Below are 24859 nucleotides of genomic sequence, written 5' to 3'. Positions count from 1 at the left end.
CCCTGTCTAATTTGCTGCCGCGACCTTGGCGGCAATCTCCGCCCGGTCAAGTCGCTTAAAGGTTTGATTGCCGTCATTGGCAAATCTTTTTTGTGGTGCGTGCACAACTTTGCCGGTAGTCTTATCGACTACTTTGTACCGTACTGTAACTGTTTGAGGCCGATCCCCAGAATACTTACTGAGTGTCACGCTTAACTGAACCTCGCAACCTGCGTCTATCCAGGCCGCAAATTCATTCTCCATGGCCTTGTATGCGCCTTTGTTGAAATTGGCGTCTTGCGGGAACATGTTGTCTGCGCCGTGATCCAATCCAAACCTGTGGCCGACCATATGACCACCTTCGTCGGTATCATGCCCCTGTTTTCCTACTCTGTTTTGTGCGGACAGTTCTTGAGACGATCGTTCGGCTCCGACGTGATACTTGCGCAGGGTTGCATGGGTCTCGGCGGTTTTTCCGTCACCGCGAACCAGAAATGTCATCTCGTTGTCGCCGGACCCAACCACCCGCATATCTGCGTCTGGTCGTTCTGAATGTTTGACAAACGCCTTTTTTGACTCGTCATAGAACATGCGTACGCCGCTGCCGTCCTTTCGCCTCAAATACGGGCGCTCACCGGGCCCAGCCACCCAAATATGATCGTCAGGCGCGTCAGGCCATTTCAGCGCATCTCGTTGCGTTTCTCCAGTTACTGGAGCCGCCACTTTGCCTTTTCCAGGGGTTGTTATGCTTTTGTCTTTTTCCCAAGCATCCAGCCGTCCACGCTCTTCAATCAGGGCGGCATTCAGTTCGTCCATCCGCGCTTTTAGCCTGCCGGTTTCTTCGGGGGACAAATCGCCGCTTGATAGGCGCTTTAAAACCAGTTCCGCCTCGGCTGAGATTTTGGTGAGCTCAAACTTCGCTTCCCATGCCGCAGTGCCTGCCTTGGGTTCCTGCCCATCTGCGACCATGGACTTATAGCGTTTTTGCAGTCCCACCGAGGCCTCCATCGCGCTAGCGGCCTGACTGTGCAAGTCAATCATCGCGCGGCTGGGTGGTTTGTCTCCGTTGTAGGTGATCTTGAACTTGCTGGGGTATGGGTTTTCAGCCGTTGGCTTGTCGTATGTGACAGCGACTTCACCGGGTTTGAGCTTGGGGTTTTTAACCACATCGAACGGGGTTCCGAACTCCAATTGGTTCCGGGTTTTTTTAAAGTTGAAATTGTCGCTGAATCGGCCGCCGTTGGCCTTGTTCGATGCCGCATTCATGCCAAATTGGAACGACAACGACAAAAGAGCCTGAGATTTTTGCTCGGGCGTCATCTTGTCCCAATTGTTGGACAGTGTATTGACGGTATCGCCCATAGCCACCGCATCAACCAAATTGCCGGTATGGGTCATGCCAGCCACAATATTGGCACCCGCACGGCTCATCTTGCCGCCTTGTTTTATCAGTCGCGCGGCCCGGATGCCGCCGCCAATTGCACCGATGCTCAGAACGCTTGACCCTGCTTCAAGCCACAAAGCACGAATTTCCGGATCCCCCAGATCGGAAATGTCATGGCCAAGATCGGATTTTTCATCCAGTGCCATGCCTGCTCGCACACCACCGTAGGCCGCAGCAGCCCCCGCAACCAAGGGCGCCGCAAGGCCACCCGACCCAACCAGGACAACAATCCCGGCAATGGTACCTGCGATCATCGCAGCCATATCCAGTTTGTCCCAGATCCAGGCCTCGGTTGAATCGGCAGGCGTGGTTTTCGATTTCGCCGGATTACCTAACATAAGATCTTCAGGATAGGTCATCTTGCCGGGCGGCAGCTTGTTGTCTTCCTCCCATTCTTTGACGGAATCGAAGGTGTTGTTCCTGTGGTCGAAAAAAATCGGTCCCTTTGCAGTTTCAAGGCGCATCACCTTGAAAACGGCGGTTCCCAGTTCGTTGCTCATAAAAGTAATCGGGATCGGTGTAATTCCCGCCGGATCGATCTTTTCCTCCTCCAAATACTTGAAGAAAGCCTTCATCGGCGCCTTTTCGGTATCGTAGTAAGCATGATCAAAGCCCGCATCCAGTCGCGCCTGCATCTGCTTTGGCGTTTCGTTCGGATCTAAGGCAACGGTACCGGGCATCCCAAAAGCCTGACCAAACGTATTGGCCAAGGCCTCTTTATTGTCCTTCACTGAAAAGCTGATTGGTGTTGGAAACTGCTTTTCCGCTTGATCCAGACTTTCTTTGGCAAATGCCTTGCCCACGACATCACTTTCCCAACCTTCAGCAAGCTTGCTCGGGTCCAAGGGTTTGTGCAGCGGATCATTGGAGGGGGCCAGTTGGCTTAATGCCCAATTGCGCATTGGCGCGTCGACATTGTGCCGGAACAATAAGTTCTGGCCACCCTCGGTTTTTAGAACTTCGCCTAAAGTAGCTTCGAGCTCCTTCGTCGATTTCTCGACCAGACAATTGCTGCGCCCAACAGTCGAGGCAAGCAATTTCGCCCAGCTTTTTTGGGCAGCCTTGTTATCTTCAAGTTCATACTCAGAAGTTGCGCCAAACATGAATGAAACAAACTGATCAGTTTCCTCGGTGGACAATGCCCCTTCTGCGACCTGATCCATCAACGTATATCGACGTTCCAATGAAATCTTATCGAAATAGGGCTCGTCAATGTCCTCGCGCGCCATCGGCCGCCCTCTAAAGGGTTTTTTCTTGCGCCAGCCCGTGGCCCATTCCGCAACCCCCTTACCGCCGATATGAATTGCCAGTTCCTTGGTCATTCCCTCTGGGGCAAGGTCGATAGCATTTTCAAGCATGAACAGAGACAGATCGCGCTTTTCAAACCCTTCCTTATTGGGACCTTCGTCGAACTGGTTATTGGCCTGGTAAGTCTGCCATAGCAGGATCGCCATCTTGCGAGACAATTTGGGGTCTTTGACCATCTCGGCGGTCCATTCCGCGATATTTTCCTTGGCACCGTCTTCGCCGGTATCCGGGGAGTGTATCCATTTACGCACAACTCGCGCGGCCAGATACTGCATCTGGTCTTCGGTTAATTCCCCAAGAGCACTTTTACCCTTGAGCGCTTCTGCAAGGCGCTCCCCACCCTGTTCGTCGGTCATCGAAACGCCAGTGGTAATACCAACATTCAGTTCCGTCTTTTCTGCCATATAATTGGCTTCAATCCAGGTTTCGAGCTTCTCAACCTCTTCGGGCTGTATCGCCATAGCGGCGCCCATAAGGGCCCGGTGTTCCGGGTCTGTGATATCCGGCATTTTCAGCTGTGCTAACGGTATCAAATTTCCCTTCGCGCGCTCTTGAAAGGCATGCAAAATGGAATCGGCCAAATCTAAGTAGCCATTCTTCAAGGCCAGCGAAAACTTCAAATGCAGCTTCTTGATCGCCTTTTTCTCACCCGGCAGGAAAGACGGTTTCAGCGCTGTGAACACGTCGGAGTATTTCTTTAACAATACCTTTGCATTCAGCCCATCCACCGTATCGCCGTCTTCGAAATCGATGGTTTTTGGCTCTGGGTCGCTGCCTTTTGGCGCTTTGGTTGATTTGGGGGGCGGATTGGCACCTGCCTTTGTTGGGGCCGCTGCGTTAATCGTTGCGACCTTGCCGATAACAAGGCTTGTGGCAGCAGCAATTTCCCCCAAATCTGCATCGGGTTTTGCCCCATCAATTTTGGCATGCAGCATCGCGATGGCGGCCCTGACGCTTTTAGCTTTGTCCGATGCCCCATCGCTGGGCAGCTGGACCGCATCCAAAAGCGCCTTTAAATCTGCCTTTTGGGCATTGTTTCGTTTTAGATTATCCGCAGGGTCATCACCCGGTTGTCCTGCGGGAAGTTTACCAATCAAGCTTGCAGATTTTTCAAGAATTACATGTGTTGCAGAGATAATTTGATGAACTGTTTTTTGTGAAGCATCAGCCTCCAGCATAGCCCGTAACTTGGTGAGAACGGCTGATAACTTTTGTGCCTCTTCGTCAGAGAGTGATTTGGGAATAACAAAGGATTCCAACATCCTCCGAGCGTTTTGAACCGCGCCCTCAGGTGCCTTATCGCTCAACTGTTCATCATCAGGAAGGCCACCAACATCGCTGTCAATTTCCGCACCCGTGGCATCCAGAATGACAACGTTCATATGGATTTTTTGGGTCACCAGATATTTCTTGAGCTTCTTCGCCATGGCTGGAAGCACACGTTCACACGTCAAGGTGATCACCTTGCCGCTAACGGTGAAGGTGCCAAATGCGACCTTGCTGCCCTCACCCAGTTTTTTTGCGGCCTTTCCCAACAAGGCGGGTTTCTTCTTGCGGTGAATGACAATGGCATGGTCATCGTCTTGCTTCCCCGGATTGTAGCCAAAAGGTAGGGGGCCCTTTTTTCCAAGCTTGATAAATTTCTTGAGAGCGTCGCCAGCAGTTTTTTCGCTGACAATATCTTCTTCTTCGACCTCTTCCTGCGGATCAGGGTCACTTCTTGCAGGTTCTTCAATGGGTTTGGCTTGGTCACTGCTAACATTACCGGGCACAGGAGGTTCTGTGGGCTCCTCAACATCCCGGCTGAGTTCGTCACCATTGGTATCCAATACAATGACATTGAGTGAAATTTTCTGGAGCTTGAGGTATTTTTTTAACTTCTTGGCGATCGCCGGAAGCTCTTTTTCGCAAGTCAGCGTGATGATCTTACCGTCGACTTGAAACGTTCCAAAAGCAAACTTATTCCCCGATCCCTCAGCTTTCGCTGCCTTGCCTAACAGAGAGGGTTTCTTTGTCCGGTGAATGGCAATCGTGTGGTCCGCGTCCTTGGCTCCTGGGCTAAAGCCAAATGGAAGGGGCCCTTTCTTGCCGAGTAAAATTAGTTTCTTAAGCTCTTCGCCTTCAACTTTAAGTCCCGACAATTGCACTCTCCGTTTTTTACGGAACAAACTGTGCTCAAAGAGTACTTGAAAACGACCTCAATTTCCAGTTTGCTGCCACCAACGGGGTGTCGTAGGCTTCGATCCGCTGCACAGTTGATTTATTGTAACAAATTCTCCTGGCATCAAATATCGGCTGACCGACTTCAGAGGCCTGTTTCAGAAAGTTCAATGCCGATTTAAAGCAGGTAATTTCTACTGTCATCCAAATCTGCAAACCATCGGCGTACAATGCCCCGTAACATCCGTAAATTCAGGGCAAAATCAAACTCTTACATCAGTGCAACCACACCGCAGAATCACAGCAACCAAGTGACCCAAACACTCTCTGAGTTTAGGCTGCCATTGGTTCCAAAAACTCTGCCGACGCACAAACACCACATCGGCGGCCTTACACTCAGCGGCTTCTCACGGAGCCGAGACAGTGTCATTGTCTCGGCCGACGAGCAAAAAAGTTCCAAAGAATGTCTGGACAGCCGATGGCTGCAACATTCACAACTCGGCAAACTCCATCGCGCGCTCTCTTGCCTTTATTAGGTGATTGCGAAGTGATGCGGCGGCGTCTTCCGGATCGCCGCTATTTATCGCGTTCAATAGATCAAGATGTTCCTCGAAAGCAGCGGTGCCAGCGTTAAGTTTTGCAGGTAAGTTCAAGCGTGCCAGCATCATCGTCGTTTCGATTTTCTGATGCGTATCGCTCATGGCCGAGTTATCAAGAGCTGCTACAATTTGTCGGTGAAGTTCGCGATCGATTTCCAGACATCTGTTGAAATGCTCGATCCCTTTTTCGTCGGGAATCGCGGCCAGAATTTCTTTGGTTTGCGCACGTATGCGCTCTACTTCGGCTGGGTCACAATTGGCAACATAGTGTCGAATTGCATGCGTTTCGATCAGAATTCTGAAGTCATAGGCATCAGCGATATCTTTTCGAGTCACCTCGGTAATGAGCACTCCGCGTTGAGGGATGAGCTTCACAACACCTTCGCCTTCGAGCCGTTTCAGGGCTTCGCGCATCGAGGCCAAAGAGCTTCCTGTCCACTTGGCCAGCTCACGTTGGCTGAGCATGCGGCCCGGGCGAAATTTTCGGTCCAGCATCGCATTCATGAATTGTCGATAAGCTTCTTCACGCAAAGTGTTGTATGCGTCTTCTTGTGTATGTTGGCTTTTTCTCACATCCATTTTCCGACAATTACCCCTTTACTTTCTTGACCTGTGGCAGACGCCTCGTTGCCCGTTATATGCCAGAGCTGTCTACCGCTGATACGTCAATATGCGCTACTTCAATTTTCCAATAATAGTATGTTGACACGTTGAGCCCCGGCTGTAGTCTAACACAAATTCCAACTGAGCGCTCAGTTAAGATTCTTTCTGGTTCCCCACCTGAGCACCCTATGTAGTAAGCAAGAGGCACGATCTGTTCAAGGGGCGCATGTGATCAACATTTCGGAACGAACATTTCAGGGTTATGCGCGCGCAACAGGTTCAGCTGGCATTCGCAACAGGTTGTTGATTTTGAATACAACGGGTCTGAGCGAGCTGACCGCCCGGCGAATTCATGCTGCTCTGCCAGGTTCCTTATTTGCCTCAACACCGTTTGGCGGTGGCATGCTGGGTGAGGATGCACAGGTGCATGTTGATTCAATTCTCGGTCTGGCAAACCACCCCAACGCAGGGGCTGTGCTTATCCTGAGCGCAGATCGGCCACGCTGCGATATCATCAGCAACTCACTTGCAAAAAGCGGAAAACCATTTCACGCGATCGCATATGATGATGTTGGTCACGATACGCTGCGCATGACCGATCAGGGTATTCGAGCTGGCGCGGTGCTGAGCCGAGACATGTCACGTCACCGCCCTACGTCCCAGCCTCTGTCAGACTTGGTTATTGGTCTGGAATGCGGTCTTTCCGATCCAACCTCAGGGCTTGGCGCGAACCCGCTAATGGGGCGGTTTTCCGATCAGATGGTCGCGGCAGGCGGAACAGTCATCGTCGGGGAGACACTGGAATGGCTTGGCGTTGAAGATCGGTTGGCTGCCCGTGCCAGGACGCCAAAGATCGCCGAAGACATTCGCCAAGCCGTCTTACGCCGCGAGCGTATTGCACAAGACGCCGGCATCAATTTGACGGGAAACAACCCCAATCACGCAAACATAGAGAGCGGCCTCACAACGATTGAGGAAAAGGCAAGCGGTTCATCTGCCAAGACCGGGACCCAACAAATATCCGGTGTCTTAAAGTATGCCGAACGACCATCGGGGCGCGGGCTTTACCTAATGGATGCACCTTCGTATTCGCCGGAATCTCTGACGGGATTTGTTGCAGCAGGCGCGCAGTTGATGATCTTCAGCACAGGGCTGGGAAACAGTTATGTCAGCGCATTGGCGCCGACCATCAAGGTGTCTGCCAACAAGTTCACATCACAAGCCCTCCCCCAACAAATAGATTTCGACTGTAGTCGTCTTTTGTCTGGTGGGCCGTGGGACGAAGCAACTGCGAGACTGGCCGAGCATGTCGCAGACGTCGCCTCGGGAAGCCTTACATTTGGTGAAATCCTTGCCGAGGGCTCTGAAACGATCTCCAGATTTGGAGCCTCACTGTGAAACCCTGTGTTCAACTGCAAGCCAACGACAATGTTGCCAATGTTCTTGAAGCGGTCATCAAGAATGATTGTCTTTCCGTTAGCGGGCATCAGTCGGAAGATTCCGTCGAGGCTCTTGAAAACATTCGTTGTTTTCACAAGGTCGCGCTTATTGATATCGCATCCGGCACCGATGTCGTACGGGATGGCTATGTTATCGGTCGAGCAACGAGGGCAATCAAACGCGGCGCATGGGTTCATGTGCATAACCTTGAAAGCAAGCGCGCATGATCGGCGCGATGTCCATCGGTCTTGGATTTGCGTCCTTGGGGGCGTCCCAGCAACTGCCGCTTTCGGATGATGTCGCGGAGAATATTTTCGAGGCCGCTTTGGCATTGAACATCACCCGGTTTGACACGTCACCGCTGTATGGTGGTGGTCAATCGGAAGACCGATTGGGGAAATTGCTTAAAGGGCAACCGCGTGACAGCTACATTTTGTCAACAAAAGTTGGACGGTACCGGCCTTATGGCGCAGTGCTTGCAGACCAGCGCAACAATCCAACTGACATCTACGACTATTCGGCCGACGCATGCCTGCGATCCATAGAGAAGAGCCTGGAACGGTTGGGGGTGGACAGGTTTGACATCGTCTTCATTCACGATTGCGATCGTTTTGTAAAAGAAGCAGTGGCAGGGGCATTCCCTGCCTTGTGCCGGTTGCGGGATCAAGGCGTGATTGGCAGCATTGGCTGCGCAAGCAACACCGCAAGAACCCATGAAGCAATACTGAATCGCGTTGATCTGGATGTGCTGATGGTGGCCAACAGTTACAGCCTGCTCACTCAAGACGCGGGTGCACGATTGTTGCCTTTCTGCTTACGAAACAACATCTCGGTTGAACTGGCTGCCCCATTCAATTCCGGCATTCTGGCCACCGGTCCAGGCGACATGACGACAACGTATCGCTATGCCACTCCCGATCCTGAAATTCTGGATCGAACACGTCGGATTGCAGCGATCTGCGACGCCTACGGTGTGCCTCTCAAACGTGCTGCGCTGCAATATTGTGCACGCCACCCAGCAGTCGAACGGCTTATCCTGGGACTTGTCGAACCTGATGACCTGCGCTGCAACATGGTCGACATGCAGATGAAAATTCCGTCGGAATTATGGGCCGATTTGGCGGAAATTGGCGTGCCTGATCCGATTGCCATCTTGGAAAAGAGCTGTCGGCCAGGCTCACAGAACTATGCAGGCAGGCCTGTCTCAAAGCGAAACATTCAAACGGCATCCACCGCTCACGAAAATCAAAAAGAAGACGTAGGAAATTACGCGAAGTTGCAACAACATCCAATCTCAGGAGAGTGAAATGAAAAGATTTCTAACTTTGATCTGCGCTGCCATGATGGCCTCGGCGACCAGTGTGGTTGCTGCCGGTTACCCCGAAAAACCAGTAAAACTGATCGTACCGGCCAAAGCCGGAGGTGCGCTGGATACAGTCGCACGTTTGATTTCCGTGCAACTTGAGGAAACGCTCGGCGTTCCCTTTCCGGTCGTGAATGTAAAAGGCGGAGCGTCCGCCATTGGTATTCGTCAGGCTGACGACGCCGATCAGGATGGCTATACCATGCTAGTCACCCATCAGCAGATGCTGGTCATCGGAGCGTCGGGATTGCTGGGTTTCAACCCGCTGGATAAATTTGACGGTGTCGGACAAACCGGTCTGATGGAAAACTATCTGGTCTCCTACAAGGGCGCACCTTTTTCAAACATCCCCGAGCTAAAGGCCTATGCGGCTGCGAACCCAGGCGAGGTTAATGCCGGGGTAAATATTGGTGGTCTTGGCCACCTTGTGATGCTGCAAATCGCCGATGGTCTGGGCGCCGATTTCAACTATGTCAATGTGCCCGGTGGCGGTGCCGCCAAGCTGAAGTCATTGCTGGGTGAATTCACTCATGTCGCGATACTCGGGAAAGGCAAATTTGCGGGTCGTGACGAACTTGTGCCATTGGCCGTTCTTGCCGACGAGCGCAGCGCCGCTGTGCCTGATACCGCCTCGGCTGGCGAGGAAGACTTTCCAGCACGCTTCCAACTCGCATTCTGGTGGATGATGGGCAAAGGCGTTCCCGCCGAAGCAAAATCGGTCATCGAACAGGCCCTTGGCGATATCATGGCCAAAGAATCCGTGCAGGCCGAATTTGTCGAGCGTGGCATCGATGCGCCTCTGCACTTGAATGCCGCCGAGACTTCGGCCTCACTGGACGAGCAAATGGCCAACTATGCAGCATCAGTATCTGCGATATCCGGCAACTGACCGACCTGTCGTAATCTGAGATCAGTCTGGCGAAAGGAGCAAGGCTTGTCATGAACAATAGAGATCAAGCCGTGCTTTTCGCCCTGATCACACTGATGGGACTGGGGGTGGTGGCGACCGCAATAGCGACGCCACCCTCCCGCTTTGATCCAGTGGGCACGCAGAACATCATGGGTGTCATTGGCGCGCTTGCAACATTCCTAGCCGCTTTGTGCACCGCCTCTGCTGTCAGGCGGGCACGACAAGCGGGGGCGGAAGAGACCGGAAAATCGCTCGACACGCTTAAGACGGGTTTGATTTTTGTCGCCGTTCCAGCCGCAATGTCGGTTCTTATCGTTAAACGGCTATTTTCGACAGAGTTGGTTCTGATAGCGATCTTTGCCCTGATCGGTTTATTGGTGATCAAGGTTTCGCCAGATCACAAGCCAACCGGCAAAACTCTGGGGTATCTGTGCATATCGGGCGTTGTTTTAACGCTGGGCGTGGCGCAGCTGTTCAAAAACGTGCTGGGCCTGCCACTTCCATAATCGTGATCAGTGGGTCTGCAACGCTGCCGGACAAAACGGCCGGAATTCGAGTGAGATAATATACTATGGAAATTTTCCTGAGCACGATCACAATGGCGCTGGTTGTCTTTTCGATGACCGGAATGTTGGTTGGTGTGGTGGCGGGTGCAATCCCCGGCCTGAATGGCGGCATGGCCATGGCGCTGACGCTTCCTCTGACTTTTTACATGGATCCGGTTTCGGCGCAGGGCCTATTGATCGGCATGTATGTGGGCGGTGTCAGCGGTGGCCTGATATCAGGAATTCTGATTGGCATACCCGGCTCACCCACGGCCGTCATGACGACGCTGGACGGCCATGCCATGGCCAAAAAAGGTCAGGCGTCGCGCGCGCTCGCGCTTGGTATCGGCGCGTCATTTGTTGGGGGTATGCTGGGCTGGCTGGTGCTGGCCTTTCTGTCCGCGCCGCTGGCTGCGGTGGCGTTGAAATTTGGCAATTTTGAAACGACGGCGCTGGTGATTACCGGCATTCTGCTGATCGCCGCCGTGGGTTCGGGCTCATTGTCCAAAGCACTGCTTGCCGGCGCTTTGGGGGCCCTGTGCTCCATTCCGGGCCTCGACCCGATTGATGCCACGCCGCGTCTGACATTGGGCATCGCGGATATGCAAAGTGGGTTTGGTCTGATTCCGGTCATTCTGGGTATATTTGCCTTTGCCCCCATCCTGCATGACCTTCTGACAAACCGGACCGCCGCGCCGCAACAGGTGTCGACAACAACAAGCCTGAGGCGCCATTTCTTCGCGGTGCTGACCTTTCCAGGGAACCTTATCAGATCGTCAGTGATCGGCACCGCGATCGGCGCGTTGCCCGGAGTTGGCGCTGCCATCGGGGCGATTGTCTCCTATTCGATCGCCCGCATCACATCGAAAAAGCCCGAGACCTTTGGCTCGGGTGAGCCCGAAGGCATTGTCGCGGCAGAGGCCGCCAACAACGCCACCGTCATGGGCGCGCTGATCCCAATGATCGCGCTTGGCATTCCGGGCAGTGCGGCCGACGTTATCCTGATCGCCGCCCTTACATTGCAGAATGTTCAGCTGGGGCCGCTGATGATTATCGATCATCCGAAAGAATTCTACGGCATCATCTCTGCCGCCTTGATTGCCAACTTTGCCATGTTGTTCTTTATGGTGCTGGCCAGCCGCCACCTGCTGATTGTCTTGAAAATGCCCAAGTACATTCTGACTCCGACCATCTTGTTTTTCTGCATGGTCGGAACGCTGACCTATTCGAACAATCCATTCGAGCTGTGGGTGTTCTTTGGGTTTGCCGCTGTCGGTCTGATCTTTCTGTCTAGCGGGATCCCCTTGCCCGCCTTCATTATCGGCTTTGTTCTGACCCCGATCGGTGAAGAGGCCGTGCGGGCAGCGATGATGGAATCCAGAGGCAGTCTCATGCCCTTTGTCACCCGTCCTGTCCCCCTTGTTCTTCTAAGTCTGAGCCTGCTTGCCGTGTTGTGGGCGGCCAGTCAGGAACTGAAAAAACGCAAATTGACCGCCTGAACAGGCTGCCCCAAAATAACGAAAGATACCCCATGGAAGCCGGACCCGACCCGTTGGAAAAACGCCCTAATATTCTGATGATTTTTCCCGACCAATGGCGCGGTGACTGGGTTCATGCGATTTCCGGCATTCCTGTTCGCACCCCAAATATCGATGACATGGTGGCCCGCGGCGTCAGCTTTGGCCGCACATGGACCCCATGCCCGATTTGCGCCCCGGCCCGGGCCTGTCTGGCCTTGGGGCGCAGCTATGATGCCTCGCCAGTGCGTCACAACAAAGACAACCTGCCGCTAGACCAGAAAACCTTCTATCGGCTATTGCTCGACAGCGGATATCGGGTTGCCAACCTTGGCAAATCCGACCTGCTCAAACAGGCACACAGCTGGGGCGCAGACGGGCGGCACATTGTAGACGACCGCGATGGGATGGCCGAGATTGGATTCAGCGATGGGTTCGACAGCGCGGGCAAGCATGATTCCATCAACGCCGCCGAAAGAGGCTGTATTGATCCCTATACGGACATGCTCAAATCTCAGGGCCTGATCGATGACTATGTGCGTGACTTTGAGGGCAGGTCATTGACCTCGCATGAACCAGTGCCACTGTCGGACTGGCTTGAGGGGCAATGGGTCGAACCGGTACAGGCCTATACAAACATCGAACCTGTCGAGATACCAAAAGACGCATATAGCGATAACTTCATCGGGCAAGCCGCCCTCGATATCCTCAAGAAATTTGACGGTGAGGACCCCTGGTTCACAATCGTGAACTTCCCCGGCCCGCACGAGCCGATGGACATCACTCCTGAAATGGCAGACGCGTGGAGAGACGCAGAGCTGCCCTATCCCGTCGGATGCCACCACCCGGACGAAACGCTCGTTCGCAACATCCGGCGCCACTACGCCGCGATGATCGAAAATATTGATCGCTGGATTGGCGCCTTTGTCGATCAGCTAAAGGCCCAAGGCCAGTATGACAACACGGTGATAGTATTTGCCAGCGACCACGGTGAAATGCTGGGCGACAGAAATCTGTGGCAAAAAGAAGTCCCCTTTGAACCCGCTGTACAGGTGCCGCTGGTAATCTCAGGCGCCGGCATCGTGGCGCGCGGAAACCTGCCCGATACCCCCGCCAACCTTATTGACCTGCCCGCGACCTATCTGCGAATGGCCGGAGTTACAGTGCCAAAGGAATACAGCGGATATGATCTGGGCCCGTTCCTTTGCGGAGATGAACAGATGCCGCGTCAGGACACGCAAACTGGGCTGGGATCCTGGCGGGCTGTCACCGACGGGCGCTACAAACTGATTGTTGGTCTTGATGAAACTGTTCCTCAGGTAGAGATTCAATTTGGGCAATTCGATCACAGCCTGCCTGAGCCCGGAAAACTCTATGATCTACAAAAAGACCCCCACGAATTGACCAACCTGTGGGACGAGGAAAAGGGCATTCGGGACAGGCTGTTGGCCTTGATGCCAAAAAGCTGAGCCGATTTTGTTGGAACATCGCGACGCACGAACAGACGATGCAGTCATTCTGGACAGAGAAACGTTCTGGAAGCAGGTCCTTGATACCAGACATGCCGAGACTGGACTGAACCGCAATTGACGCGGCTCGCTTAGCTCAACTGCCGAGTGGCATCGCTTTGTGAAACGAGAGGCTAGAAAATATGGAGGGGCCGAATACGTTAGAACTGGTGATCCGGAGGCCCGGCCCGGTATCAGTTGACGGCCAGCAGGCTTAGTTCGACGCTAGTCATCACATTCACTCCCCGGAGCGGCAGGCCAATAGTAGCGAGCTTCAAAGGCAAAAGGTTGGTGGACCTTTTTCGATTGTGGTCTGATTAGGCTCAGGTCTTTTTTCCAGATGCCTTCAACCCCAAACTTACAACGCAGGGCACAAACCAAAGCATCGCGTTCATGCTCATTCTTGTATGCATGCGATGTCAAGTTTTCTTCCAAAACTCATCGAAATCAGTGTTTAGAGCTTTGATCACAGCTTTAGGATTGGGTGGTTAGCGTTTTAGATCATACCCTGCCTCCCACCTGGTCCTGACGGAATTCCGTGCCATCTATCCACATGCAATGCAGTAGAACTGCGAGGTTGCGTGCAACGGCGACAACAGCCCTGCCGCGGCCTTTTGTACGCACCAGCCGCATGCCCCATGATTTGATCAGCGAACTTGCCATCGTTCGCATGAGCAACGCATTTGCGGCAGCATATAGGGTTGCTCGGACATCTTTATCACCCGCTTTCGATATGCGACCTGGATTATCGTGCTCCCCTGACTGGTATCGTCGCGGTGTGAGCCCAAAGTGCGCAGCAACTGTGCGGGATCGTTTGAATCGCGCAGGATCGTCAATAGCTCCCTTGAACGTAAGCGCAGCGATTGGCCCAACTCCGGGAACCGTCATCAATCGCACGCAGACCTCGTCTTGGCTGGCGGCCCGTTTAACCCGCCGATCAAGCTCCAGAAAATATTGATACAGTACCATTCGCGCATCGAGCAGGGGCACCAAAGCATGTGCAAGAACATCATCCATCTCGATCATTGGCCTAGCAACACCGTCGAAACTACCATGCTTCACGGTTCTAGGCAGACGGATACCGAATATCATCAGCAGACCACGGGCCTCATTGGCCAGATCCATCGTCTTCTTGAGCAATGCCTTGCAGGTACTCAGCAACGCACGAAGGCCATGCGCCTCGCGGCTCTTCATGTGAACCGGGCTGAACCATCCGGTGCGCAGAAGCTGAGCGATGCCCCTGCATCATTCTTGTCGGTCTTATTCCTCATCGCAGACAGCGCGGCATTCACTTGTCGGGCTTCAATGCAAACGACATCAAACCTTTTGTTGGTCAGCCCAAAGAAGAGATGCTGGCTCATCGTTCCAGCTTCAAAGCCAACCCGTTCTATCGGATATTGAAATTGAGAAAGGCACTCGGAGATGTCATCGACTTCGCAAGCCAGCTCACGTTCAAGGATCACCTTTCCGTTCGTGACGACAATGCATAGCGCACAAGAGCGCAGCGAAATATCCAATCCAGCAAAGTATTCCATCATCTATCTCCCTTGGTCACAGACACTCTGTAATCTCATCGGGAGCTCGACCTCAGAACAGAGGCAGCCCAATTGCGCATGCTCCCAGCCCGAAGGAGACATTTAGCTTCGCACAGGCACACGAAGCGCGTCATGCGGTAAGGAAGCACCAATTTCGCTTGCGTTTTGCGCAGGTGGGGGTGCATTCGCTCAAACACGCATTCCGCGTAAATCCGGAATGCGCCATTTGCAACTGCGACTTCAATTTGAAAGCAAAGCAGCCGTCGAGATCATTTCGTCGTCACCTAGGGCATCCGGCTTCAAACTTGGCTTCATGACTTGTAACTCTCGGTCACTGACTGGGAAACCAAAGCTCACCCAATGCTCCGCCTTCAAAAATGACTTGAGCGGCGGCGGCTCGGAAAGTATTTGCAGCAGAGCCCTTTCAGCCTCACTTTGTGACTTATAGAGTTGGCTGGAAGAAATAGCCTTTTTGCCTTTGTGGATAGCAACACCTGAATTGTAGCTTCCGCTCCCCAGAAACAGGTTCAGCATGTTTTGATCAGTGATCACGACATCATCTATCGTCAAGCCCGGTCCAATTTTGTGATTTAATACCACAAGAGGAAGGACTTGAAGTCTTTCAGCATCGTTTACAGCGCCGAGGCACTTTTCGATAGTTTTTGAATTTTTTCTGCCAAGAAGCTTTCGAGAGGCTTGTTCGGCAGCTTCTTCCAGCTTTTTTTGGAGGTTATAACGATCTATCGGCTCAGTCGGAACAAGAAGGCACTTTAACTCACACACAAGCACCACAGCACCGATCCGAAGCAAAAGATCGATCTCCTCTCCGTTCTCCTCTTCCCTCTTCAACGCATGTGGAAGTACACAAAAGTCCGATATCAGCTCATTGTCTTTCAAAGCTTCTGACACGGAGGTTCGAACTTTGCGCTCGAAATTTCCTCCAAAACTGTCCGACCCTGAAAGGTCGTTTCCAAGCAACTCGGTCAGCGTACGCTCGACAAACCGGACCTTCGATCCAACCGCGATTGAAGGACGAACGAGCACGACTTCGTCGTCATCCAATTCGATGATTGGGTGCAGCCAAACGCCCTCATTGAAGCACTTTGTGGTATTGTCAGGGTCCAATAGCAACTGTGCAAACAATGCAGTTGCCTGTTCTGGTTCAACACCAAGACACTCTTCCAAAATTTTGAGACAGCGCCCCTTCGGAATACGGAATGAGTATTCAGATGCATCGCGGTAGCTGCGTATGTAACCCCGGCTAACCGACGTTTCCATACTGGCCGTCAAAGTATCCAAAACCCACAATGCCTGAATTAGCTGGCGCATTGTGAGTTCCACCCTCCCGCCAGAAATAGGGATGTCCAAAAAATCCGAAAGATACGAATTTTCAAGAGTTTGTAGTGTATCGGCAAGCCTTCTTAGGATCGCCTTGGAGAGTTTTTTCGTCTCAAACCTTCTGCGCCCACCTCTAAGAACTCGTACTTGTGCAGCAAAGAGATGACCTATGTTGCTGGTGTCCGCAGGAACATCATAAAACGTTGCAAGAAGCCCGATCTGCGCCGCTTCTGATCGCATTTGGCACGCGTACCAAAAGAATGCATCACCCTTATCCGGCGGCCCAAAATATAACTGATCTCCATTTTGGCTAAGTTCCGATCCCTCCCATAATGCGGCATTCCACAGGTCCCTCAGACCAGCTTCAACTGAAAGCATCATTCCAATTTTATTTTCGAGATAAAAAAAACAGTTGATAGCGGCTCTCGTTTATCGGGTCTGCCCTTTGCCACAAAAACCAAAGTGGCATTGTGTCGATGATTGCCATCACGGCATCATCTGAGGACATTTCGGCTTGCTGACCATTCTGAATCGGTTTTTTTCGCGAACTCCAAAAAATTATATAGCTCATCATCGCCTTTTGACTGAGCTAGTCTTTTCTTGAAGTCGTTCCGCACTGCGACGAAGTTCCGGTTTGCGGATCCGACAGCCAAAATTAAGACGGACTTTTTGCTGAGCGTGCCAAAAAATCGGCCGTGATAGTGTTTTCTGAGCGACGCAACATTTCTGCCAAAGAAAAGTGCTGCCACGCTCAGTTTCTTGTCCCTTTCGCTCGCGCTTCAAGGTGCATTTATTAGAGCGTTGGACCACTCATCTCTCTTGAAGTTCTTTGCGAAAGGTGACGAAAGCCGAGGAGACTTCGCACTGACCGCACGCAGAAAAAGCTCGGACCTTAGTTGTGAAGTCCGCAATCAAATGCTCCTCATGACATAATGCAAATTCGGCTTACTCAATTGACGATAGACTGAGACGAGCGCCCTACTACAGCTAGCGGCATCACGAGGCGTATGGAACCCTTGTTGGTGGCCTTGCCGATTAACTCAAAAGCAAGGTCTGTTATTGGGGGATTGGGCATTCTCCGCACCATAAATAAGCGGTAGCAATGGGTCGTCCAAACCGCTCTGATGTCCCATTTTATATGACGACGGACAGAAGTTGCTGAGCCCGTTCTCTTCGGATCTCTGCGGCGAACAGCAACTCAAACCGATACACCAAAACCAAACAGTCTCACGACTGATTTCAATCCCGCGCTCATTCAGCAAATCTTCCACATTCCTGAACGGCAAAGGGAACCGGAAGTAGAACATCACCACAAGGAGGAGGATGTTGTGCGGCGTTATAAAACAATGAAATGGGCTGCGTTTTTTCACTCGGAAACTCTAGGTAATCCACCTTCCCCCCATGGTTCGTCTGATAGTACCCACAAACACCCACCGAAAAACCCCGCGCTCATGCCAAGTCGCGTTCAACTTTCAAACGCCATTGCACCGCGTATGCTTCCATTTGCAAAAAATTCTCTGGCGCATCAATAACCTTCGATTTTGAGGCAACGATATCGGATCCAAACAACAACGCCGCCCCAATACTGGTTCCAGTGGAAGATTGTCTCTGAAGAACCGGGCGCCCAGTCGCAGCCTGCAACATAGCAAGGTATTGCGCATTGTGGGCAAAGGGGCCTTCAACAATTATCGGCCCGTCCGCTCCTGTTAGTCGCAGGCAGGTATCTGTCATCATAGCCAAATAGTAGGCAAGCGCCACTGCACGAGAACCAGACCCCTCCGAGGGACAATCCCCATGCCATCGCATCTCCTTTCCTTGGTATGGGCCAGAAAGGGGATCAACCGCAGGCAACAGCATGATCTCTTGCTTCAAAACCTGTTCAACGTCCACATATTCAACCGATACCCGACGCCCCTTCTGGACCGTCTCAAACTCTCGTCCACCCATAAAGCGGGCTGACGCCACTGCCTCGCCCAGCGCATTTACATTGACCAGAGTGTCTCGAGACGGATCCAAAACGAGCTCGGCCCCACCCATCGCCATCACCACCACCCATGTCCCTGTCGACACGACAGAAAACGGCGGTTTTTGGTTCACTATGTGGGGATAGAGAGAGGCATTGGAATCGTGGATGCCGCAGACCACAGGTGTGCCCCTGTTCAACCCAGTGGCATTTGCGATTTCGGGCAACACAGTCCCCAGAATGTCTGTCGATTTGCGCACCGGCGCGATCTTGTCTGCGATGTCGAGAACCTCAACCAAATCAGAAAACTCTCCCTTATGTGGTTGCCACAGGTCTGTATGACACCCGATTGAGGTCACATCGCTGGCCGCAACACCTGTTAAACGGTAGCCCCAATACTGGGGGTAGGTCAGAATATGTGCTGTGCGGGCGTGCAATCCTGGATCAGCTTGAAACTGCCAGTGCAACTGCGCACCGACATTCAAACCTCCTCCTAGCCGTGGCGACCCCGTCTGTTCGAACGGGGGCCGGATCACATCATACTGCGCAGCTGTCTCCGCTGGCCCAGTGCATTCATAGTCTAGGATTGGAGCCGCCAACTCGCCGTTTTTATCCAGTAACGCGACGCTGGCCCCGTGCGTGGTAACCGAGATGGCATCGACGCCATGATCGCGATGAAACTGCTTCAGCGCATCAAGTAAGAACACCCAATGCGTATCAACGTCAAAATGTGGCCACGGAGGCCCCGGAAGAACCGCATTGGGGCGCGTATCAACAGCGATTTCTTTCATCGTCACCAGATCAACCAGCGCCAATTTGACGTTGGTTTTGCCGATATCGATGACAGCGATGTGGCGAAAGACTGTCATGGCATGTGAAACAGGCGCGTCAGTGGCACCACGACAGGTTCATTGTTTGGATAGGCCTCCATGATGTCAGCCATATGCGCCCACCATTTCCGCATCACCGGGTGATCCGGCAGACTGTCCATTGTGTGATCCTCGGTACGGGTCAGTACACCGATCAGCACCCCGCTCTCTTCGTCCAGGTAGATGCCGTAATCACTGACACCCGCCTCACCCAATAACCTAACCAGTTCAGGCCAGATTTCGTCATGGCGGCGTTGGTATTCTTCGCCCATGCCGGGATCCAGACGCATCCGAAAGACAAAACGCCTAGTCATGCTGAGCGCTTCTTGGCTGCAATCATCAACCAGAGCCGCGGCAAAGCAATCACCCCAATCAAAAGCAAGCCAATGAAAATCGACATCACGATGCCCGGAACGTTGAGCAGGCCCAGACCAAAGGTGACCAGCCCCATGACAAAAGCAGCGATCACAACACCAGGGATCGAGCCAGAGCCGCCGAGAATGTTTATCCCACCAAGCACCACCATGGTCACCACACTCAATTCCATACCTGCTGCAATACTGGGACGGGTTGAGCCAAGGCGTGAGGTTAAGCAAATAGCCGCCACTCCGGACATCAATCCGGTCAAAAGGAACAGAATGAATTTAACCCGTTGCACCCGAATACCGCTGAACAGCGCGCCGGTGGGGTTGTTACCAATGGCATAGACCGCCCGGCCAAAGTTGGTTTTGTGCAGTACCACGCCATAGATCACAGCAATCACGGCAAATATGGCAATTTCGGCCGTGAACACCCAGTAGATGTAACCCTGCCCAAACCAGGCAAAGCTGTCTGGATAGCCGCCATATGCTCCATCCCCCAGAACGATGTAACTGATGCCGCGAAACAGGCTCATGGTGCCAATAGTGACCACGATGGAGGGCAGGCCCAGAACCGTGACAAAAAATGCGTTGAAAGCACCGCAGAGCAAACCGACGGTAAGGCCAATCATCACCAGTTCCGGTGTCCCTGCCCCGTATTGCGCTGCCAGCCCCATTGCCGTGCTAGCCAGCGCGATTATCGACGCAACGGAGAGATCGATCTCTCCCGAGATGATCAACAGGGCCATGGCAAAGGCAATCATCCCCTTTTCTGTAAAGTTATACGTCGCATCGCTTAGGTTCCAGACATTCAGGAAATAGGGCGAGGCGAAACTGTTTAGCACAAAGACCCCAACGGCAACAACCAGCAGCAAGGCCTCCCAACTGCGCAGAACGCGATGAGCACGGTTGTTCAGCCGATTAGGTACATAACGCGCTGTCATGGTGGTATCACTCATACTGAACCCTCGGCTGATTTGAGGATAACCCTGCCCTGTGAGCGGCCAGCGCGGGCGTTAAAGGCCACAGCAATCAGGATCGCGCTGCCGGAAATCGCCAATTGCCAGAAGGGTGAAATATTCACCACGGGAAGCGCGTTCTTGACCACGCCCAGGAAGAGAGCCCCCAGCACTGCTCCGCCAACAGACCCGATGCCTCCCGCGATTGAGATGCCGCCAATGACACAGGCCGCCACCACTTCAAGTTCGAACCCCCTTGCAATATCAACGTAGGCCACAGCATAGCGAGCAACCCAAAGATAACCTGTTAGACCCGCAAGGGCACCAGACAAGACAAAGGCCAGAAACTGGGTCTTTCCGACATTGATACCTGTATAGACCGCCGCATGCGGGTTGCCGCCGACAGCAAATATCGACCGCCCCAAAGCGGTGCGTGACATCATCATGCCAAACACAATCACAGTCACAATTGCGATCCAGGACAAAACCGGCAAACCCAGAAAAGCCGCGCGCGAGAACCCAGTAAAGGCCGCACTCATCTCGTGGGCATTGATCCATTTACCCTCGGAAATCAAAAAGATGATGCCTCGAAAGATTGTCATGGTGCCCAGTGTCACCACGATAGGTGGAATTGCCAGTTTCCAGACCAACAGTCCGTTGATCGCCCCCATCACTGCGCCGAGCAGGATGGCAATGGCAAGGATGACCGGGATTGGCAGGCCTGGCATGGCCACATTCAACATGGCCACCACCATGCCAGTCAACGCCAGGTTTGCCGCCACTGACAGATCAATACAGCGGGTCAGGATAACCACCATTTGCCCTAACGCCAGAATAATCAATGGCGCCGTGTCGTTGAACACATTGGCAAGGTTTGCCGGAGCGATGAAACCAGAATACCGGGTGGAAACCACTCCCAACAGCACCAGGATGGCCGCGCCAAGGATCGCCTCACGGATTGGAATGTGTCGCAAAACCATAGCCTAAGCCTCTTCCATCAGGGTGGCTGAAATGCCAGCAGCATGGCGCACCAAAGTTTCTGGGCTCAATGCATCGCCCTCCAGCTCGGCCTCAATCCGACCGTCACGCATCACGATGACACGATCCGACATACCGATCACTTCAGGGATTTCTGAGCTGACCATGATCACTGACAACCCCTGCGCTGCCAATTCAGCCATGAACTCATGGACTGCCGCCTTGGACCCGATGTCGATGCCCTTGGTCGGCTCGTCCAGAATGATCACCTGGGGCTGCGTCGCCAACCATTTGGCAATGACCACCTTTTGCTGGTTGCCGCCCGAAAGATTGCCCACGTCCTGATCCAGCGAGGCCGCGCGCAAGTCCAGACGCTCGGAATACTCGCGCGCCAGTTTGAACTCTTCAACTAGTCTCAAAAAACCGGATTTCGAAGTACGTCCCAGTGACGGTAGAGTGATGTTTTGAAAAATTGGCAGACCGATAATAGTCCCCTGCTTGCCGCGATCCTCGGGCACATAAACGATACCATTGGCCACTGCATCCGCAGGTGAGCGGATCACGCGAATGCTTCCGTTGATCTTACAGACCCCCTTGGATGGTTTGGTGATACCAAACAGCGATTGCATGAATTCTGACCGACCGGCTCCAACCAATCCATAAAACCCCAATATCTCACCGCGTTTCAGAGTGAAGTTGATGTCTGCAAATTCGGTCGGATGCGCATAGCCCACCACCTGCAACACGTCTTCGGCAACATTCGGAGTGCGCTGGGGAAAGATGTGATCAACGGTGCGGCCAACCATCAACTGAATCAGTGCATCTTCGTTAATCTCAGAAATCAAACCCGTGCCAACCAATCCGCCATCGCGAAAGACGGTATAGCGGTCAGCAATCCGGAAAATCTCATCAAATTTGTGACTGATGAACAGGATCGCCTTACCCTGCTTTTTCAGCGTCTCTACCAGCTCATACAGCTCTTCAATCTCTTTGTGAGACAGGGCTGCAGTTGGCTCATCCATGATCACCACACGCGCATCGACAGACAAAGCACGCGCGACTGCGACAAGGTGCTTGTTTGCAATACCAAGATTCCGCAACAGGGCGCGTGGATCAAACGTCGCGCCGATGTCGTGCAACAACTTAGACGCGGCACGCTGCATTGCAGCCTTGTCTATCAGTCCCCAGCGGGTGCGCGGCGCATGGCCAATAAAGATGTTCTCGGCCACCGACAATTCGTCAAACAATACTGTTTCCTGATGGATTGCTGTAATACCCGCGTCTGCCGCCGCATTTGCATTTGCAAAGGTGACGGGCTCTCCATCAATGCGAATAGTGCCGCCATCGGGGAAATAAATCCCGGTCAGAATTTTGACTGTGGTGGACTTTCCCGCGCCATTCTCTCCAACCAACGCAGTCACTTGGCCTGCGTAAAGGTCCAGCTGAACAGCATCCAGTGCTTTGACACCGGGAAAGGTCTTGGTGATCGCGTCCATCGACACAACGGGCGTTGCGTGGTCGGTCATTTCAGCTCTTCTCGGCTTTGTAATTGGATCATAAAGTGTGTGGCCCAGCACAAGGTAGCTTACCGGACCACACATGAGAGCTTAGAAGATCGACTTGAAGGCGTCGATATTGCTGGCGTCATAGACAAACGGGTCCGCCATAGCACCTTCACTGTTACCGTCTAACGCAACTTCGCCCATGCGGCCCATCGGAATGGACTTTCCAGCTTCTGCTGTTGCAGTGCCTTTGGCCAGATTGTAGGCGATCATCGTTGCCGCATAGCCCAGATCGATCGGGTTCCAGATCGCGAAGGATTTAGACGCACCGCTCTCGATATGACCCGCCATTTCTGACGGCAGGGCCAGACCAGTCACATTGATCTCACCGATTTTACCGGCGTCAGTCACGGCTTGTGCCGCAGCAACGATGCCCACTGTTGTAGGGGCAATGATTGCTTTCAGGTTAGGATAGCTGGCCATGAGGCCTTGTGCTTCGCGGTAAGATTTATCTGCCAAGTCATCACCATATACCGTCGCGACGACGTTGATCCCTGAGTATTCACCTGTCACTTTGTTCATTTCGTCGATCCAGATATTCTGGTTTGTTGCAGTGGCCGTGGCGGACAGAACTGCAACATCACCACCATCCGGCAAGTGATCAGCAGCAAGTTTGATGATCATGTTACCGATCAACGGATTGGACGATGGGTTCAGGTGCATCTGACGGCCATCTGAAGCTACGCCACTGTCCCAACTGATCACAGTAATGCCACGGCTCATCGCCTTCTTCAGCGCTGGCACCAATGCGTCGGTGTCGTTGGCCGAGATTGCAATTGCATCTACATTCTGCGCAATCAGAGCATTGATCACCTCGATCTGCCCTTCGGCCGTTGTATCCGTTGGACCGGTATAAATAATTTCGACACCGCCCAGTTCAGTAGCAGCTTCTTCAGCCCCCTTAGCGGCGGCTTCGAAGAAGCCAATGCCCAGAGCCTTGACCACCAGCGCAATGCGCATGTTGTCTTCCGCCATAACTGGCGCTGCGAACATGGTTGCTGCAATGGCCGCAGATGCCATTGCTTTCTTGAATACACTCATGGTTTCCTCCCTGGAGTGGTTGCATTTTGGACAACGCTTAAGACACTGCCCCTTCTTTTTGCGCCCCGTTGGTCGGCGCGATGATCAGGTTCACATCCGCTGCTTCAAGCATCGCCGCCGTGCGGTCATCGATGCCGTCATCCGTAATGATCGTGGTAATCCGGTTCAGTGGGCATAGGATCAGGCTGGATCGGTTGGCGAATTTTGAACTATCGACCAGCACCACCAGTTCCTCGGCCTGGCCAATCAGTTTTTGCTCTGCCTGTATCAACAGTGGGTCCTGCTCCATCAGTCCCAGCGGACCAATCCCCTGCGCGCCCATGAACATGCGCTTGGCATAAAAGTTGCGCGTCACATCATTGTCGAACGGCGACAGGATGATGTTCTGCTCGCGGTAGATCACACCGCCGGATAGCAACACTGTGTTACGGCTGTTTTTCAGAAGATGTTCGGCAATCGGGAACGAGTTGGTAAAGACCTGCATCTGCAGCGACGCTAACGGATGCACCATCTGAAACGTCGTCGTACCGCCGTTGATGATGATCGGCTCCCCATCCGAGCACAGCTCAACAGCGGCCTTGGCTATGGCCTGCTTTTCAACACTGTTGATTGTTTCGTTATAGGAAAACGGCCGACCGGCTAGACCGACAAACGGCGTTGTCATTAACGCCTCAGCCCCGCCACGCACACGGCGCAACTTGCCCTGCCCATCCAGCGTCCCGATATCACGGCGCACCGTTGCCTCGGACGCGCTTGTCAGCACACACAGATCGGCAACCGTCACCACTGACCGGTCTTGCACTGCCGATAAAATAACCCTGTGTCTGTCTTTCTCGTGCATCGGTAATTCTCCGTTTTGGTTTTCATAAGGTGGAGCGA

19 protein-coding genes and 1 pseudogene are annotated in these 24859 nt (G+C 53.1%); 7 read left to right on the top strand and 13 right to left on the bottom strand.

Features of this window, described 5'->3' with window-relative positions; all coding sequences use genetic code 11:
- Positions 1–6: 6 nt before the first annotated feature.
- A complete protein-coding gene (locus EBB79_RS03065; RefSeq protein ID WP_127747527.1) occupies positions 7–4872 on the bottom strand; it encodes a DUF4781 domain-containing protein in 4866 nt (1621 codons plus the stop codon).
- Positions 4873–5382: 510 nt separating this feature from the next.
- Positions 5383–6069, bottom strand: coding sequence for a GntR family transcriptional regulator (locus tag EBB79_RS03060; protein WP_127747526.1), 687 nt, complete (start codon positions 6067–6069; stop codon positions 5383–5385).
- 252 nt (positions 6070–6321) lie between these two features.
- Between EBB79_RS03060 and EBB79_RS03055 the strand changes: the two genes are divergently transcribed.
- The 7 genes from EBB79_RS03055 (at position 6322) to EBB79_RS03025 (ending at position 13337) form a co-directional block, all read left to right on the top strand.
- The gene (locus EBB79_RS03055) at positions 6322–7491 is read left to right on the top strand and encodes a UxaA family hydrolase (RefSeq protein WP_202977636.1); all 1170 of its coding nucleotides are present in this window, start codon (positions 6322–6324) and stop codon (positions 7489–7491) included.
- Positions 7488–7760, top strand: a complete 273-nt coding sequence (locus EBB79_RS03050) for a UxaA family hydrolase (protein ID WP_127747525.1) — start codon at positions 7488–7490, stop codon at positions 7758–7760. Before EBB79_RS03055 ends, EBB79_RS03050 begins: the two co-directional genes overlap by 4 nt.
- A gap of 8 nt (positions 7761–7768) precedes the next feature.
- Positions 7769–8839, top strand: a complete 1071-nt coding sequence (locus EBB79_RS03045; RefSeq protein WP_164860736.1) for an aldo/keto reductase — start codon at positions 7769–7771, stop codon at positions 8837–8839.
- Between the two features lies 1 nt (position 8840).
- On the top strand, positions 8841–9785 hold the full coding sequence (locus tag EBB79_RS03040; protein ID WP_127747523.1) for a Bug family tripartite tricarboxylate transporter substrate binding protein: 945 nt from the start codon (positions 8841–8843) through the stop codon (positions 9783–9785).
- Positions 9786–9835: 50 nt separating this feature from the next.
- Positions 9836–10312 (top strand): hypothetical protein, encoded by a 477-nt coding sequence (locus EBB79_RS03035; protein ID WP_127747522.1) that lies wholly within the window; start codon positions 9836–9838, stop codon positions 10310–10312.
- 65 nt (positions 10313–10377) lie between these two features.
- Positions 10378–11850, top strand: a complete 1473-nt coding sequence (locus EBB79_RS03030; RefSeq protein ID WP_127747521.1) for a tripartite tricarboxylate transporter permease — start codon at positions 10378–10380, stop codon at positions 11848–11850.
- Between the two features lie 32 nt (positions 11851–11882).
- Positions 11883–13337, top strand: coding sequence for a sulfatase family protein (locus tag EBB79_RS03025; protein ID WP_127747520.1), 1455 nt, complete (start codon positions 11883–11885; stop codon positions 13335–13337).
- 540 nt (positions 13338–13877) lie between these two features.
- Here EBB79_RS03025 and EBB79_RS03020 read toward each other — a convergent pair.
- From EBB79_RS03020 to EBB79_RS02975, 11 genes and pseudogenes are all read right to left on the bottom strand, one after another.
- Entirely contained in the window at positions 13878–14570 is a 693-nt protein-coding gene (locus EBB79_RS03020; protein WP_238704983.1) for a transposase, read from the bottom strand.
- Entirely contained in the window at positions 14567–14911 is a 345-nt protein-coding gene (locus EBB79_RS24705; RefSeq protein WP_238704982.1) for an IS110 family transposase, read from the bottom strand. The genes EBB79_RS03020 and EBB79_RS24705 overlap by 4 nt, the downstream gene beginning before the upstream one ends.
- Positions 14912–15151: 240 nt before the next feature.
- Positions 15152–16630 carry a hypothetical protein gene (locus EBB79_RS03015; RefSeq protein WP_127747519.1) on the bottom strand — a complete coding sequence of 493 codons (1479 nt, stop codon included), beginning with the start codon at positions 16628–16630 and terminating at the stop codon, positions 15152–15154.
- Positions 16631–17401: 771 nt separating this feature from the next.
- Positions 17402–17619 (bottom strand): annotated as a pseudogene (locus tag EBB79_RS24700) (IS6 family transposase); the annotation flags it as partial.
- 79 nt (positions 17620–17698) lie between these two features.
- The gene (locus EBB79_RS03005) at positions 17699–19081 is read right to left on the bottom strand and encodes an FGGY-family carbohydrate kinase (RefSeq protein WP_127747518.1); all 1383 of its coding nucleotides are present in this window, start codon (positions 19079–19081) and stop codon (positions 17699–17701) included.
- The gene (locus EBB79_RS03000; protein ID WP_127747517.1) at positions 19078–19395 is read right to left on the bottom strand and encodes an L-rhamnose mutarotase; all 318 of its coding nucleotides are present in this window, start codon (positions 19393–19395) and stop codon (positions 19078–19080) included. Before EBB79_RS03000 ends, EBB79_RS03005 begins: the two co-directional genes overlap by 4 nt.
- Entirely contained in the window at positions 19392–20399 is a 1008-nt protein-coding gene (locus EBB79_RS02995; protein ID WP_127747516.1) for an ABC transporter permease, read from the bottom strand. Before EBB79_RS02995 ends, EBB79_RS03000 begins: the two co-directional genes overlap by 4 nt.
- On the bottom strand, positions 20396–21379 hold the full coding sequence (locus EBB79_RS02990) for an ABC transporter permease (protein WP_127747515.1): 984 nt from the start codon (positions 21377–21379) through the stop codon (positions 20396–20398). The genes EBB79_RS02995 and EBB79_RS02990 overlap by 4 nt, the downstream gene beginning before the upstream one ends.
- A 3-nt stretch (positions 21380–21382) precedes the next feature.
- Positions 21383–22903, bottom strand: coding sequence for a sugar ABC transporter ATP-binding protein (locus tag EBB79_RS02985; protein ID WP_127747514.1), 1521 nt, complete (start codon positions 22901–22903; stop codon positions 21383–21385).
- Positions 22904–22984: 81 nt separating this feature from the next.
- Positions 22985–23980 (bottom strand): rhamnose ABC transporter substrate-binding protein, encoded by a 996-nt coding sequence (gene rhaS, locus EBB79_RS02980; protein ID WP_127747513.1) that lies wholly within the window; start codon positions 23978–23980, stop codon positions 22985–22987.
- 37 nt (positions 23981–24017) lie between these two features.
- Complete coding sequence (locus EBB79_RS02975; RefSeq protein ID WP_127747512.1) at positions 24018–24821, bottom strand: DeoR/GlpR family DNA-binding transcription regulator; 804 nt, start codon at positions 24819–24821, stop codon at positions 24018–24020.
- Positions 24822–24859 lie beyond the last annotated feature (38 nt).

It is taken from the genome of Parasedimentitalea marina (assembly GCF_004006175.1).
In the GTDB taxonomy this organism is placed as follows: Bacteria; Pseudomonadota; Alphaproteobacteria; order Rhodobacterales; family Rhodobacteraceae; genus Parasedimentitalea; species Parasedimentitalea marina.
Note: the sequence above shows the minus strand (reverse complement) of the source record. Positions and strands in the feature narration are given on the sequence as shown.